Source organism: Glycomyces harbinensis (assembly GCF_900101745.1).
GTDB classification, from domain to species: domain Bacteria; phylum Actinomycetota; class Actinomycetes; order Mycobacteriales; family Micromonosporaceae; genus Glycomyces; species Glycomyces harbinensis.
On sequence record NZ_FNAD01000001.1, the window covers coordinates 17,129 to 32,297 of the forward strand.

Below are 15,169 nucleotides of genomic sequence, written 5' to 3' on the forward strand. Positions count from 1 at the left end.
GAGGGATTGGACGTTCAATGGCGATCGCGACCATCAACCCGACGACCGGCGAGACCGAGCGTGCATTCACGCCGCACACCGCAGCAGAAGTGCAGCGGCGCATCGCACTGGCCCACGACGCGTTCGCCGCCTTGAAGGACACCACGTTCGCCGAGCGCGCCCGGTGGCTCCGCGCCGCCGCCGACCTCCTCGAAGCCGAAGTGGACGACACCGCCCGCCTCCTCGTGGTCGAGATGGGCAAGCCGATCGCCCAGGCCGAAGCCGAGATCCGCAAGAGCGCCAAGGGACTGCGCTACTACGCCGAGCACGCCGAGGCCTTCCTCGCCGACGAGCCCCTGTCCGACCCCTCCGCCGTCGGCGCCTCCAAGGCCTGGACCCGGTACGAACCCCTCGGCGCCGTGCTCGCCGTCATGCCCTGGAACTTCCCGGTCTGGCAGGCCCTGCGCTTCGCGGCGCCCGCGCTGGCGGCGGGCAACACCGGCCTGCTCAAGCACGCCTCGAACGTGCCGCAGACGGCCCTGTACCTCGACGGGCTGTTCGCGCGCGCGGGCTTCCCCGAAGGGGCGTTCCAGGCGCTCTTGATCGGATCGGGCGAGGTCAAGGCCGTGGTCGAGGACCCGCGGGTGAAGGCCGTGACGCTCACCGGCTCCGAGCCGGCGGGGCGCGCGGTCGCGGCGGCGGCGGGCGCGGCGATCAAGAAGTCGGTGCTGGAGCTGGGCGGTTCGGACCCGTTCATCGTGCTGCCCTCCGCCGACCTGGACGCGGCCGTCGAGACGGCGGTCAAGGCCCGGACCATCAACAACGGACAGTCCTGTATCGCCTCGAAGCGGTTCATCGTCCACGCCGACGTGTACGACGAGTTCAGCCGCCGCTTCGCCGAGGCCACCGCGGCGCTCGTCGTCGGCGACCCGCTCGACCCCGAGACCGAGGTGGGCCCGCTCGCCACCGAATCGGGCCGCGACGACCTGGCCGAGCTGGTGGACGACGCGATCGCCAAGGGCGCCAAGGTCCTCGCAGGCTCCGGCGCGCCCGAGCGGCCCGGCTGGTTCTACACCCCCACGGTCCTGGCCGACCTCAGCGAGGACGCCAGGATCGTCCAGGAGGAGGCGTTCGGGCCGGTCGCGACCCTGTACCGGGCCGAGGACGCGGAGGACGCGGCGCGCATCGCGAACCAGACGACGTTCGGGCTCTCGAGTTCGGTGTGGACGAACGACCCCGAGGAGCAGGAGTGGTTCATCCGCCGCCTCGACGCCGGCGCGGTGTTCGTCAACGGCATGACCGTGTCGTTCCCCGAGCTGCCGTTCGGCGGCGTCAAGGCCTCCGGCTACGGCCGCGAGCTCGCCGCCGCGGGCATCCGCGAGTTCACCAACCTCAAGACCGTCTGGAGGAGCTGAACCGCGGGGCCACCGGCGCCGGTCGCATTCGGCTATCTTTTCCTTCGCATAGGATTGGCGCACGACGCGTAGGGGGGCGGGCATGTCGACGACGCGAGGGGCACGCCAGCTGACCATCAAGGAGGTCGCGAGCCACGCGGGCGTGAGCCCGATGACCGTCTCGCGCACCCTCGCCGGGGGCCGGAACGTGCGGCCGGACCTCCAGGAGCGCGTGATGGCGGCCGTCCGCGAACTCGGCTACTACCGCAACGAGAACGCGCGGAGCCTGCGCCCCGGCCAGCCCAGCGGCCTCGTCGGCGTCGCCATCACGAACCTCGCGAACCCGTACTACGGCAACTTCGCGCTCGGCGTCGAGGAGGTCGCCGCCGAGCACGGCCGCCGCATCCTGCTCGGCAACACCGGCGAGGACGACGCGCGCGAGCGCCAGCTCGTGAGCGACTTCATCGGCCGCCAGGTCGACGGACTCATCCTGGTGCCGACCAGCGGCGACGCGGCGCACCTGCGGCCCGAGCGCCTCGGCGACGTCCCGCTCGTGCTCGCCTCGCGCCGCGTGCCGGGCCTGGACGTGGACACCGTGCTGCTCGACGACGTCGGCGGCTCTTATCGCGGCACGATCTCCCTGCTGGACGCCGGGCACACCCGCATCGGGTTCCTCGGGAACCGCAGCTCGGTGTTCACCGGGGAGCGCCGCTACCGGGGCTACGAGCAGGCGATGACCGAGCGCGGAGTACCGATCGACCCGACGATCGTGGCCCGCGACCAGCAGGACGTGGAGGCGGCGAGCCGCGCCGCCCGCGCGATGCTCGACCGCGAGGACGCCCCGACGGCGATCTTCAGCGCGAACAACCGGAACACCATCGGCGCGCTGCGCGAGATCGGGCGCCGCATCCGAGACGGCCTCCCCGGGCCCCGCCCGGCCATCGTGAGCTTCGACGACTTCGAGCTCTCGGAGCTCATGCCGGTGCCGGTCACCGTGATCGACCACGACGCGCGCCTCCTCGGCCGGGAGGCGGCGATCCTGCTGTTCTCCAGGCTCGACGACGACTCGCTCGACCCTGCCGCCCGCACGGTCGAACTGCCCGTCACCGTCGAACATCCCTGACCGCGAACCCCTCTCATCAGGCAATTTGCAGGCCCGGCCTCGTCGTTGGTAACGTTACCAATCTGAAGCCGGGAGAGGTTGCGGGATCGACATCAGGATTGGTAACGTTACCAATCTCAAGATCACCGTCACCGGACGCGGCGGTGCGCAGACCATGTACGGGGAGGTGGGCGAGCGATGGAGCTCTGCATCGACTTCGGGGGATCCGAGATCAAGCTCGGCGTCCTCGACGCGGGCGACCCCGTCCGCACCGCCGCGGTCCCCGTCGGCGACGGCGACCTCGAGCGGGCCGCCGCCGAGGCCGCCGAGCTGATCGCCGCCGCACCCGCGGCGCCGACCGCGGCCGGCATCGCCGTCCCCGGCGTCGTCGACCGCGCCGCCGGCCGGCTCGTGAAGGCCCACGACAAGCAGTCGCGCCTGGACGACCTCGACCTCATCGCCTGGGCGCGGACCTCGTTCGGACTCCCCGCGGTGGTCGAGAACGACGCCAGGGCCGCGCTCGTCGGCGAGATCAGCACCGGCTCCGCCGCCGGCGCCCGCGACGCCGTGCTCATGACCCTCGGCACCGGCATCGGGACCGCCGCCGTCATGGACGGGACCGTCCTGCGCGGCGCCCACGACCACGCGGGCATCCTCGGCGGCCACCTCACCGTCGACCTCGACGCCCCGCTGTGCAACTGCGGCAACGTCGGCTGCGCCGAGTCCATCGCCGGGGCCTGGGCCCTGCGCCGCGACCTCGCCGCCCGCGCCGACGCGGTCGCCGACGTCAAGGACATGTTCGCGGCCGCCGAAGCCGGCGACGCCGCGGCCGCCGCCCTGCGCGACCGCGCGATCCGCGCCTGGGGCGCCACCGCCGTCTCCCTCTGCCACGCCTACGACCCCGAGGTCGTCATCCTGTCCGGCGGCATCCTGCGCGCCGGCGCCGCCGTCGCCGCGCCGGTCGAGGCGTACGTCCGAGCGCACCTCTGGACCTCCTCGCACCGGCCGGACTTCGTCATCCCCGATCGACCCGACCTCTCGGTGCTGCGCGGGCTCTCCGTCCTCGCCGCCGATCCGCAATCCCGAAGGAGCGCTCGTGCCAACCGCTAGTCCGTCCCACACCGAACCCGGTCGCTACGTCAAGCAGCCGACCGTGCCGCTGCCGGCGGGCGCCCGCGTGCGCACCGGCGCCGAGGCATGGGCCGAGGCCGCCGAGGTGGCGACCGACCGTGCGGACGGCCGCGCACCGCTGCTCGTCGTCGACGCCTACCCGGGGGCCGACCTCCCGCGGATCGCCGAGATCATCGCCGACGCCCTCCCGCAGTGGCACCTCGTGGACGTCGAGGACGCCGCCGCGCTCCCCGCCGACGTGATCGACGCGCGCATCGCCGACAACCTCACCGACGACCGGGTCTTCGGCGTCCTCTCGCACGCGCACCTCGACTCGTTCTACGACACCGAGCGCCTCGACAAGCTCGCCGTCGAGGTCGACGGCGCGGGCCGCCCCACGGTGCTCCTCGGCTGGGGCGCCGACCTGGTCGCGCGCCGCACCGGCGCCCCGTACGCGCTCGTCCTCGCCGACATGGCCCGCTGGGAGATCCAGATGCGCCAGCGGGCCGGGGCCACGAACTGGCGGGCCCAGAACCCCGACGAGGACCAGCTGCGCAAGGTCAAGCGCGGGTTCTTCGTCGAATGGCGCGTGGCCGACCGCCACAAGAGGGCCATGTTCGACCGGCTCGACTTCGTGCTCGACGCCAGCGCGATCGGCTCCTCGGAACCGGCCCCGCGCACGCCCGGGATGATCACCGGCGACGCCTTCCGCACCGGCCTGGCGAACGCCGCGCAGGCCCCGCTGCGCGTCGTCCCGTTCTTCGACCCCGGCGTCTGGGGCGGCCAGTGGATGAAGGAGAAGCTCGACCTCGACCCGTCCAAGCCCAACTACGCGTGGTGCTTCGACTGCGTGCCCGAGGAGAACTCGCTGCTGCTGGAGGACGCCGAGGGCGCGATCGTCGAGATCCCGTCCCTGGACCTGGTGCTCTCCCAGCCCAAGGCGCTCCTGGGGGAGCGGACCTTCGCGCGCTTCGGCGCCGAGTTCCCGATCCGGTTCGACTTCCTCGACACCATGGGCGGCGGCAACCTCTCCCTCCAGGTCCACCCCCTCACCGACTACATCCAGCGCACCTTCGGGATGCACTACACGCAGGACGAGTCGTACTACCTGCTCGACGCCGGGGACGACGCCGTCGTGTACCTCGGCGTGAAGGACGGCGTGGACCGGGAGGCGATGCTCGCGGACCTGCGCGCCGCCCAGGACGGCGAGCGCCCCTTCGAGGCCGAGAAGTACGTGAACGCGTTCCCCGCCAAGAAGCACGACCACTTCCTGATCCCGGCCGGGACCATCCACAGCTCCGGCGCGAACTCGATGGTCCTGGAGATCTCCGCGACGCCGTACCTCTTCACGTTCAAGCTCTGGGACTGGGGGCGCCTCGGCCTCGACGGCATCCCCCGCCCCGTGCACCTCGACCACGGCGAGCGGAACCTCGAGTGGTACCGCGACACGGCCTGGACCGAGTCGAACCTCGTCAGCCGGGTCGAGACCCTGTCCGACGAGGACGGCGTGGTCGAGGAGCGCACCGGCCTGCACGAGCTCGAGTTCATCGAGGTGCGCCGCCACTGGTTCGCCGAACAGGTCGCCCACGACACCGGGGGCACCGTCAACGTGCTCAACCTCGTGGAAGGCGACGAAGTCGAGATCATCAGTCCCACAGGCGCTTTCGAGCCCTACACGATCCACTACGCCGAGACGTTCATCGTGCCGGCGTCCGTCGGACCGTACGTCATCCGGCGCACGGCCCGTTCCCGCAGCGAGCGGTTCGGCACCGTCAAGGCCTCCGTCCGCGGCACCCGCACCGGCGAAGCCTGACGCCGGACCGACCCCACCCCCTGAGAAGAACAAAGGAGTTCGAACCATGAGAACACGGAGAATCGCCGCCGGCCTCTCGGCCGCGACAGCCGTCAGCCTGCTGCTCGCCGCGTGCGGCGGCGGCGCCGAGGACGACGGCGCGACCACGGGCACGCTGGACTTCTACACGAACAAGGCCGCCTGGGAACCCGACTTCGAAGAGCTGAACGCGACCAGCGAGTCCGGCGCCGACATCACCCTGGACACCACCGGGTACTCCGACGCCGACCAGTACGACGCGTTCATCCGCCAGTCCTTCCGCACCGACAAGAGCCCGGGCCTGTTCACCTGGCAGACCGGCCCCTCGCTCGCCGAGCTGGTCGACGAGGGCCTGATCGCCGAGACCAGCGACATCTGGGACAAGGCCGTCGACGAGGGCTGGATCACCGAGGACATGCGCGACGCCTACACCTTCGACGGCAAGCAGTACTGCGTGCCGATGAACGTCGCCTACTGGGTCATGTACTACAACAAGAACATCTTCGAAGAGCAGGGCCTCGAAGAGCCCACCACCTGGGCCGAGCTCGACGCGATCGCCGAGCAGCTGTCCGGCGAGGGGATCACCCCCTACTACCAGACCAGCACGCTGTTCACGTTCCCGTGGTTCCAGCAGCTGGTCGCCGGCACCGACCCCGAGCTCTACAACGGGCTCGCGACCGGCGAGGTCGAGTACACCGACCCCCGGATCGTCGCGATCATGGAGACCTGGCGCGACCAGCAGGAGGCCGGCTGGTTCAGCGACGCCGGCAGCACCGTCGACCCGGCCGTCGGCCTCAAGCAGGGCGACTACGCGATGATCAACTTCGGTTCGTTCTTCAACGGCTCGCTCGACGGCGCCGGCATGGTCTCCGGCGAGGACTACGACATGTTCGTGATCCCCGCGGTGAACCCGGCCCTGGAGACGACCCCCGTGGCCGTCGAGTCGGGACCGCTCTGCGTCGCCGAGAACTCCTCGCAGAAGACGCTCGGACTGTCCTACTCGGAGTGGTGGATGTCGCCCGACGCCCAGACCGCCTGGAGCGAGGCCCGCGGCGACGTGGCGTTCAACCCGCAGGCCACCGTGGCCGACCCGATGCTCGAAGAGCTCGGCACCACCGTCACCGGCGACGGCTTCGAGCGCTACGACCGCTACTACGAGGCCACGCCCACGCCGATCCTCACCGTCGCGCTCGAGCAGTTCGGCGCCTTCATCGCCAACCCGGGCGACCCGCTGCCGTACCTGGAGACCATCCAGGCCGAGGCGGACAAGTACTGGGCCGATCAGGAGTAGCAGGCAATGACGTCCGACAAGACCCCGACGGTGCCGTACCGCAGGGAGAAGGACCAGTACCGCTGGTCCGCCCTGGGGTTCATCGCTCCTGGCGTGCTCCTGGTGGCGGTGCTGCTCTACCTGCCCCTGCTGTGGACGACGTTCATCAGCCTCACCGACTACAACGGACTGGGCGACCCCGAGTTCATCGGCTTCGACAACTACGCCGAGATGCTCGACGACCCCCAGTTCCTCAGCTCCGTGCTCAACACGCTGCTGTGGGTCGGCGGCACGCTCCTCGTCCCCGTCGGGATCGGCCTCGGCGTCGCCCTGCTCACCTGGAACCTCAAGGGCGGCATCTGGCTGCGGCTCCCGTTCCTCATCCCGTACGCGGTCTCGGGGATCGGCGTCGGCGTGATCTGGTCGTTCATCCTCGGCAGCGGCGGCGCCCTCGACCAGGCGCTCGGCGCCTTCGGGGTCGCGGACACGCCGCGCTGGCTCGTCGACGCCCCGCTCAACACGGTCGTGATGATCCTCGCGACCGCGTGGCAGGGCGTCGGCGTGAACGCCCTCCTGTTCACGATCGGCCTCCAGTCGATCCCGAGGGAACCCCTCGAAGCGGCGAAGATGGACGGCGCCAACGGGTTCCGCCTCTTCCGCAGCATCCTGTGGCCCATGCTGCGCCCGCTCACCGCGGTCGTGGTCGGCCTCTCGATCGTGGCCTCCCTGAAGACCTTCGACATCGTGCAGGGCATGACGAAGGGCGGTCCGGGCGGCGCTTCGGAGACGCTCGCGCTGACGATGTACAAGGAGACCTTCGTGAACAGCGACTACGGCCTGGGCTCGGCGATCGCCGTGTTCCTCACGGTCGTGACGCTGGTGGCCTCCATCCTCTACCTGCGCCAGCAGCTGTCCAGCAAGAACGGGGTCTGACATGTCGCGAGCCATCCGCACGACCGTCCTGATCGTCCTCGGCCTGATCTGGCTGCTCCCGGTGTACCTCTTGGTCATCAACGCGGCGAAGTCGCCGCTGACGTTCACCACCGCCGAATCGTGGCGTCCCACCGACTTCTCGCTGTTCGCCAACATCGGCGAGGCGATGCGGCTGTCGGGGCTCGCGGACAGCGTGGTGAGCACCCTGATCTACGCGATCGTCTCTCCGGCGATCGCCGTCGCGGTGGGCGCCGCCGCGGGCTTCGCGATCGTCGCGCTCAAGCTGCGGCACGGCTTCGCGTGGTTCGTCGCGATCTTCGGCGGCACGGTCTTCCCGATCCAGATGATCCTGCTGCCGATGTTCGACGCGTACTCGCGCGTCGGGATCTTCGACTCGAAGCTCGGCATGGTCATCGTGTACACGGCGATCTCGATCCCGTTCTCGGCGTTCGTGATGCGCAACTTCTTCACCGGCATCGCGCACAACGTCTTCGAGGCGTCCGTGCTCGACGGCGCGTCGACGTGGCGGATCTTCTACCGCGTCTACCTGCCGATGGCCTCCAGCGCCCTGGTGGCCGTGTTCATCCTCCAGGCGACGTTCATCTGGAACGACTTCCTGCTCGGCCTGGTCCTGAGCCAGTCCGACACCGTCAGGCCGATCGTGACCACGCTCGCGGGCATGCAGAGCACCTACGGCGGCGCGCAGATGTCCGTCGTCCTCGCCGGCGGCCTGCTCGTCTCGCTGCCCACGGTGATCCTCTTCCTCTTCACGCAGAAGTTCTTCGCCCGCGGCCTCGCCCTCGGGCAGTACTAGGAAGGTCCCCATGCGCACTGTTCCGCTGAGCGCGGTGCCCACGGTCGGCGACCTCGCCGCCGACCCGGTCACGCACCACTACGACGACATGATCGCGCCGAGCGGTCTCACCAACTTCCTCGGCACCGCCAGGGTCGACCACGACCTGACCGCGATCAGCGCCGTCACGTTCCCGCCGGTGTCCCAGGGCCTCGCCCGCACCGCGGCGTGCTTCGTGGACGGACGCCTGGTCGAGTCCTACGGCGCCCCGATCACCCACGAGTGGCGCCCCGACCGCGTGCGCCGCAGCGTGTCCCTGCCCGGCCTCGACCTGGTCACCGACACGGTCTGCGCCCCCGGCGAGACCGGCGTCGCCATCGACGTGAGCGTCACCAACACGGGCGACACCGCCCGGACGGTGCCGGTCACGCTCTCGCTCACCGCCAGCGCGACCCGCTCGGCGGAGGCCTGGCTGGACGCCGAGTCGCCGAGCGAGACCAACACCGCCGCGATCGGCCCCTCGCGCCTGGTCTTCGCGAACGCGTCGGGAACGGCCTGGAGCGTCCAGGGCGTCGACGCCGACGCCGTCGTGCGCCTGTCCGGGATCGCGCCCGCCGCTTCGGAACACGAGGTCGGCATCGGCGGCATCGAGCGCGGCGGCGAGGTCACCGTGCGGCTCGACGTCGCCCCCGGCGGGACCGCCAGGTTCGGCTACGTCCACGCCGTCGGTGCAACGCAGGATGCGGCCGCCGCGGTCTTCGACCGCATCGCCGCCGACGTCCCCGGCACTGTGGAAGCCGCCGAGTCGTTCTGGGACCGGCAGCTCGACGCGGCGTTCCGGCCCGGCAACGGCGAGTTCTCCGGGCACCTGCCCACATTGGAGACCACTTCGGAGCCGCTGCGGCGCCTCTACTGGTGGGGGGTGCTCGGGACCATCTGGTTCCGGCGCGACTTCGCGGGCAACGTGCTGGGCCGCAGCTACGACACCCTCATGCCCAATTACTGGGCCACCACCACGTTCATCTGGGACTACAGCCTCAGCTCCATCACGCACGCGCTGCTGGACCCTGACGAGATGAAGACCCAGCTGCGCCACTGGATCGCCTCCGACATCCACACGCACTTCGGCACCTCCTCGGTCACGGGCGGGCCGGTCGGGCGCTGGTACTCGGTCAACGACTACGCGATGACGCGCCTGGTCAACGACTACCTCCGCTTCACCGGCGACACCGGGCTGATCGAGGAGACGCCCGGCGGCCGGCCGGTCCACGAGCACCTGCGCGAGTGGGCCCACGCCTGGCACAAGCTGCGCGGCGCCTCCCCGCTGGCCGACTACGGCGAGATCGACAACCTCCTCGAATGCGTGAGCTCCTACACCCACGAGGTCGCGAGCCTCAACGCGGCGAACGTGTGGAACCTGCGCACCGTCGCGGCGATCCTCGCCTCCCGCGGGGACGAGGACGGGGCCGCGGCCCTCACCGCCGAGGCCGACGAACTCGTGGGGGCCGTGACCGACCTCTACGTGCCCGGCAGCGGCCACTTCGCGGCCCGGCAGCCGGACGGCACCCGCGTCCCGGTGCGCCACACCTACGACTTCGCCGTCGTCGGCACCACGATCGCCGCGGACCTCCCCGAGCACGTGCGCGGCGAGATGGTCGAGTTCTACCGGCGCGAGCTCCAGACCGAGGTGTGGATGCGCTCACTGTCCCCATGGGACCCCGACGCGAGCTTCAGCGTCCGACCGGACCACCAGTGGAACGGCGCCTATCCGGCGTGGCCGGCGGATGCGGCGCGCTCGCTCGTCGCGCTCGGGGCGCCCTCGGTCGCCATCGACTGGCTCCCCGGGCTCGCCCGCTCGGCCAACCAGGGCCCTCCCGGGCAGGCGCACTTCACCGAGGAGGCCATGCCCACCGTCAACGGCGGCGCGCGCAAGGCGCCCCCGCAGATGCCGTACATCAACGACTGGGCCTGCTCCTCGGCCGGTGCGTACGTGGCCCTGGTGATCGAGTCGTTCTTCGGCGTCGATCCCCAGGTCGGCTCCGATCGGCTCGACACGTCGAAGGCGTGCATCGCCGACCTCGACCCCGGCGCGGTCCTGCGCGGCCTGCGCCTGGGGGACCGCCTCGTGGACGTCCACGCGGACGGCACGGTGGTCGACAGCGCGGTCGACGCTTCATGACGAATCCGCTGCGGCCCTTCGCCATCGAGGAAGCGATGATCCGCGGCGCGGTCGAGGTCGAGTCGACCGGCCGCGGCCTGGTCTCGCACCGCCTGCCGCAGTGGGCGAGGCGCCAGATCCCGGACGTCTTCATGGTGCAGACCAGTGCGGAGGGCGCGGGCGTGCGGCTCGCGCTCCGCACGGTCGCCGACGTCGTCGAGCTGGACGTGCAGGGCCGGCGGATCGCGGCCGACGCCTCGGCGCCCATGCCGCCGAGCGTCTACGAGCTGACCGAAGGCGGCGCGGTCGTCGCGTCCGCGGCGGTCCCGATCGGCTCCCGCTACGTGTTCTCCTTCGAGCGGCCGACCGGCGAGATCGCGCCCGGGCCCGACGGGACGGCCCGGTTCACCGGGCTCGCCCAGGGCCGCGAGTGCGACCTCGAACTGTGGCTGCCGTACTACGACGCCGTGGAGCTGCTGGCGCTGCGCGCCGACGCCCCGGTCGCTCCCGTCCCCGGTGCCGGTGCCCTCCGCTGGGTCCACCACGGCAGCTCGATCAGCCACGGCTACCGGGCCGACACGACCACGGGCACCTGGCCGGTGGTCGCGGCGCTGCGGGCCGGAGCCGAGCTGACGAACCTCGCGTTCAGCGGCAACGCGATGCTCGATCCGTTCACCGCCAGGACGATCCGCGACACCCCGGCCGACCTCATCAGCCTCAAGATCGGCATCAACCTCGTCAACGGCGACGTGATGCGCCTGCGCGCCTTCCGCCCCGCCGTCGACGGCTTTCTCGACACGATCCGCGAGGGGCACCCGGACACGCCGATCGTGCTCGTCTCGCCGATCTGGTGCGCGCCCGTGGAGTCCTCGGCCGGGCCCACCGTGCAGGACCCGGAGCGCGATGAGGAGTGGTCCGTCGCCGGCGGCACCGAAGCGGACGTGAAGGCCGGCAAGCTCTCGCTGCGGGTCGTCCGCGCCGAACTCGAATCCGTAGTGGATCGACGCCGCGCCGACGGCGACCACCGCCTCCAGTACCTCGACGGCCTGTCGCTGTACGGCGCCGGCGACGCCGCCTCGATGCCGCTGCCCGACAACCTGCACCCCGGCCCCGACGTGCAGCGACTCATCGGCGAACGCTTCGCACGCGTCCTCGCCGTGTTCACGACCGGCTAGACCTTAGGGGCGGCCCCTCCGGTGCGCCCCGGAACCTGCAAAGGAGCAGATCATGACCCTCCGACCGCAATCAGTGGCCGCGGCCCTGTTGACAGGGCTCGCGACCGCGACCGTCCCCATGGCCGCCGCGCACGCCGCGCCCGACGCGAACGCCTGCGTCCCAACCGTTTCGGCCTCGGTCAATGAGGAACTGACCGAGCGCTTCGGCACCTACGGCGACACCGCGGGCCGCTGGACCGGCGCCGACTCCGCCTACAGCGTCCCGCTGCCCGACGGCTCGACCGCGTGGCTCTACTCGGACACGTTCATGGGCGAGGTCGACGAGAACGGCGGCAGGCCCCTGGACTCGCCGTTCCTCCACAACTCGATCATCGTGGACGACGGCGGCGACCTCACCACCGTCACCGGCGGCACCGAGGCCGCCCCCGCATCCCTGGTGAAGGTGGCCGGGGCCGACGAGTCGCAGAACTGGTACTGGTTCGGCGACGGCACGGTCGAGGGCGACACGCTCCAGGTCATGCTCCTGGAGTTCGTGAAGACCGGGACCGGCGTCTTCGACTTCGCGTTCACCGGCAACGCCGTCGCGTCCTTCGACACCGACGACATGAGCCTCACCTCGGTCACCGAACTCCCCGAGTCGGACGTGAACTGGGGCTCGGCGATCTACGAAGACCCGCGGGACGGCTACACCTACGTCTTCGGCGTCGAGGACGACCAGGCCCAGAAGTACGCCCACCTCGCCCGCGTCGAGACCGGCTCGCTGACGACCGCCGACTGGGAGTACTTCAACGCGGGGGAGTGGCAGGACGACCCGACCGGGACCAGCCGCATCCTCGAAGGCGTCTCGAACGAGTTCAGCGTCTCGCGCTACCAGGGGAAGTTCACGCTCGTCACCGGCGACGCCACCGAGGCGCTGAGCGCGAAGATCGTGGCCTACCGCAGCGACGACCTCGAAGGGCCCTACACGGACAAGACCGTCCTGTACACCACCCCCGAGACCGGCGGGAACGTCTTCACCTACAACGCCAAGGCCCACCCGCAGCTGGGCGGCGACGGGCGACTCCTGGTCACCTACAACGTGAACAGCTTCGTGGGCGACGACCTGTACGCCGACGCCCGCCTCTACCGCCCCCGCTACATCGACGTCGACGTGCAGTTCCCGAACCGCCGCCGTTAGACACCGGCAGGGCCCGACCGACCGTCGCGGCCCGACCCGGCCCCCGGAGACCGCCGGTCCGCCGCACATGCGGACCGGCGGTCTCGCCGTGCTCCGCCGGGGCCTTCACGAGCCGTCCGTGCAGATTCCGTGCAGTTTCCATGCGGCCGAACAGCAGGGTCATGGGCGAGCAATCGAATTCCTCAGATTGGAGCGCCCATGCGCATTCCGAAAGTGCGACGGACCCTCGACGCCGCGGCGACGGTCTCCCTGATCGGCACCTCGGCGTTCGGCGACGACACGCCCACGAGCGGATCCGGCCCGGTCAACGGCCGCTCCGGGAGTCTGCGCCTGGTAGCGGCCCGCTGAGCCGCCCGGGGCCGCTCCCCTGAAGGCCGACCCGATGCCCCGGCGGTCACCGCCGGGGCATCGTCCGCGCCGTCATCCGTTCGCGGGCAGGCGCATGTGGATGCGCATCGTGGTCCCGTGCTTGCCGGTGTACGTGCGCAGGAGGTCGACCACGTGGTTGACCAGCAGCAGGCCCCGCCCGTAGGCCCGGTCCTCGTCCACCGGGCGGCGCCCCGCGAGCGGGTCGGTGATGTGCCCGGCGTCGGAGATGTCGCACACGAGCTGGTCCTTCTCGGTCCAGATCTGGAGCATCCCGGTGCTCCCGCCGTGCCAGATGCTGTTGGTCAGCAGCTCGGTCACGGCGATCTCCAGGTCGATGAGCTGGGTCGCCGTGAGCCCCGCCCGGCGCCCGTAGGAGGTCACGAACCAGCGCGCGTTGTCGATCGTGAAGCGGTCGACGGCCCGCCTGAGGGCCGTCCGCGGCCGGTCCTCGAGCGGCCGGTTGTACTCGCCGACGATGCGCTCGGGGTCGTACTCGCCGCTGGGGCGGCGGCCGTCGCGGTCCACCAGGGCCGGATGGGTCGCAAGGGAGTCGGCCAGGGCCCGCTCGTCGAGCCCGTCGACGTCGTACGGGCACAGGATGGCGGCGTCGCGGCCGGCGAACGCGAGGTTGATGAGCGCCTCGTGCTGCGCGCAGGCCGGATACTCGGCCTCGCTGCGGCCCGGCCAGATCGGCTCGCCGATGATCCGGACGCGCCGATCCGGATGCCGGTCGGCGAACGCCCGCAGCACGCCGGGGATGATGCGCCCGGGATTGGCGCCCTCCTCGGTCATGTCGAGCATGAGCACGCGCTCGGCCGAGTCGCCCAGGGCCTCCCGCAGCAGCCGCAGGTTCGCCCCGGGCACCGAGACGGCGACCGGCTCCCCGGCGCTCAGGCCCCCTTCGATGAACGGGACCGTGCCGTCCAGGTACTCCTGGCCGCCGGAGTAGTACAGGGCGGGATGGTCGAACGGATCGGCGGCCGCGCCGCCGGAAGCGGCGGTCATGGCGCGTCCCCCTTGACGGTGATCGCCTCGACGCCGCCGGGCCACAGGACCTCCATCATCCTGCCGAAGCAGGGCGGGGGCCGGTGGACCACGATCCGCGCCCCCTCGGGGAGCCGCTGCGCGACGTCGACGAGCACGGTGATCCCGCGCATGTCGATGAACGCCAGGTCGGTGAGGTCCAGGTGCAGCTCGCCGTCGTGGAGCGGCGCCGTGCGCAGCGCGCGGCCCCAGTCGTCGTGGCCGTTGAGGTCGACCGCTCCGGAGGCGCGCAGGACCGGCAGCGCGCCCGCGGTCTGGGACACGCGCAGCGGTCCGTCCCGCAGTCCCGGGGGCGCCTCGGCGCCGCTGGGGCGCCGACCCTCGTCGATCGCAGCCATCGCTCCACCTCCGTGCGGCGCTCGGGCCCCGCTCGCACCCAGGGCCGCGGTGCGCTCGAGAGGCGGTCGTCGCCTGCCGCGTCGCGGACATCGCGACACGGGATACCACTATAGGCGCGTCCGAAGGCCGACGGCCGCGACCTGGACCGGAGTCGAGTTCACGTGCGACGACGCGCCGCCTCAGCCCTTGCGGGGCGTCCGCTTCCCGCCGGAGACCGGCTCCGATGCGCGCCTCTCGGCGGCCCGCGCGTCGGCGCGCCGGTCCAGCGCGTACTCCACCACGCCCTTCACGACCGCCAGCGCCACCGTCCAGGCCAGACTCTTGAGCAGCATGCCCATGTCGACTCCCTTCGCGCGCGGGCGGTCCGATGCCGGGGCCGACCGCGCTCTCACCTGAGGCATGCCCGCACGGCAGTGCGCCAAACCGCCGCCGAGATTCCGGCGGGAATTCGGGGGTGTCGATCCGGCAAGCGTTGGCCTAGACTCGCACGCGGCA

The 15,169-nt window shown here is 71.3% G+C and carries 14 protein-coding genes; 11 read left to right on the top strand and 3 right to left on the bottom strand.

Annotation, left to right across the window (positions count from 1 at the left end):
* The first annotated feature begins 17 nt into the window (after positions 1–17).
* From BLQ63_RS00090 to BLQ63_RS28150, 11 genes are all read left to right on the top strand, one after another.
* On the top strand, positions 18–1,394 hold the full coding sequence (locus BLQ63_RS00090) for an NADP-dependent succinic semialdehyde dehydrogenase (protein ID WP_091027130.1): 1,377 nt from the start codon (positions 18–20) through the stop codon (positions 1,392–1,394).
* An 82-nt stretch (positions 1,395–1,476) separates the two neighbouring features.
* Positions 1,477–2,496 (top strand): LacI family DNA-binding transcriptional regulator, encoded by a 1,020-nt coding sequence (locus BLQ63_RS00095; protein WP_091027131.1) that lies wholly within the window; start codon positions 1,477–1,479, stop codon positions 2,494–2,496.
* A gap of 177 nt (positions 2,497–2,673) precedes the next feature.
* Positions 2,674–3,585: an ROK family protein gene (locus BLQ63_RS00100; RefSeq protein WP_091027132.1), complete on the top strand. Its 912-nt coding sequence runs from the start codon at positions 2,674–2,676 to the stop codon at positions 3,583–3,585.
* Positions 3,572–5,398: a class I mannose-6-phosphate isomerase gene (locus BLQ63_RS00105; RefSeq protein ID WP_091027133.1), complete on the top strand. Its 1,827-nt coding sequence runs from the start codon at positions 3,572–3,574 to the stop codon at positions 5,396–5,398. The genes BLQ63_RS00100 and BLQ63_RS00105 overlap by 14 nt, the downstream gene beginning before the upstream one ends.
* Before the next feature lie 46 nt (positions 5,399–5,444).
* Positions 5,445–6,707, top strand: a complete 1,263-nt coding sequence (locus BLQ63_RS00110; RefSeq protein WP_091027134.1) for an ABC transporter substrate-binding protein — start codon at positions 5,445–5,447, stop codon at positions 6,705–6,707.
* Between the two features lie 6 nt (positions 6,708–6,713).
* Entirely contained in the window at positions 6,714–7,619 is a 906-nt protein-coding gene (locus BLQ63_RS00115) for a carbohydrate ABC transporter permease (protein ID WP_091027135.1), read from the top strand.
* 1 nt (position 7,620) lies between these two features.
* Positions 7,621–8,433 (top strand): carbohydrate ABC transporter permease, encoded by an 813-nt coding sequence (locus tag BLQ63_RS00120; protein ID WP_091027136.1) that lies wholly within the window; start codon positions 7,621–7,623, stop codon positions 8,431–8,433.
* A 10-nt stretch (positions 8,434–8,443) separates the two neighbouring features.
* Positions 8,444–10,591, top strand: coding sequence for a glucosidase family protein (locus BLQ63_RS00125; protein ID WP_091027137.1), 2,148 nt, complete (start codon positions 8,444–8,446; stop codon positions 10,589–10,591).
* A complete protein-coding gene (locus BLQ63_RS00130; RefSeq protein WP_091027138.1) occupies positions 10,588–11,745 on the top strand; it encodes a GDSL-type esterase/lipase family protein in 1,158 nt (385 codons plus the stop codon). The genes BLQ63_RS00125 and BLQ63_RS00130 overlap by 4 nt, the downstream gene beginning before the upstream one ends.
* 52 nt (positions 11,746–11,797) lie before the next feature.
* Positions 11,798–12,922 carry a DUF4185 domain-containing protein gene (locus tag BLQ63_RS00135; protein WP_091027139.1) on the top strand — a complete coding sequence of 375 codons (1,125 nt, stop codon included), beginning with the start codon at positions 11,798–11,800 and terminating at the stop codon, positions 12,920–12,922.
* 198 nt (positions 12,923–13,120) lie between these two features.
* Entirely contained in the window at positions 13,121–13,270 is a 150-nt protein-coding gene (locus BLQ63_RS28150; RefSeq protein WP_177154716.1) for a hypothetical protein, read from the top strand.
* A 72-nt stretch (positions 13,271–13,342) separates the two neighbouring features.
* Here the strand turns inward: BLQ63_RS28150 and BLQ63_RS00140 are convergent, their stop codons facing one another.
* The 3 genes from BLQ63_RS00140 to BLQ63_RS28155 all read right to left on the bottom strand — a co-directional run bounded on the left by BLQ63_RS00140 (position 13,343) and on the right by BLQ63_RS28155 (position 15,012).
* A complete protein-coding gene (locus BLQ63_RS00140; RefSeq protein WP_091027140.1) occupies positions 13,343–14,296 on the bottom strand; it encodes a sensor histidine kinase in 954 nt (317 codons plus the stop codon).
* Positions 14,293–14,673 carry an STAS domain-containing protein gene (locus tag BLQ63_RS00145; RefSeq protein ID WP_091027141.1) on the bottom strand — a complete coding sequence of 127 codons (381 nt, stop codon included), beginning with the start codon at positions 14,671–14,673 and terminating at the stop codon, positions 14,293–14,295. Before BLQ63_RS00145 ends, BLQ63_RS00140 begins: the two co-directional genes overlap by 4 nt.
* Before the next feature lie 180 nt (positions 14,674–14,853).
* On the bottom strand, positions 14,854–15,012 hold the full coding sequence (locus tag BLQ63_RS28155) for a hypothetical protein (protein ID WP_177154717.1): 159 nt from the start codon (positions 15,010–15,012) through the stop codon (positions 14,854–14,856).
* Positions 15,013–15,169 lie beyond the last annotated feature (157 nt).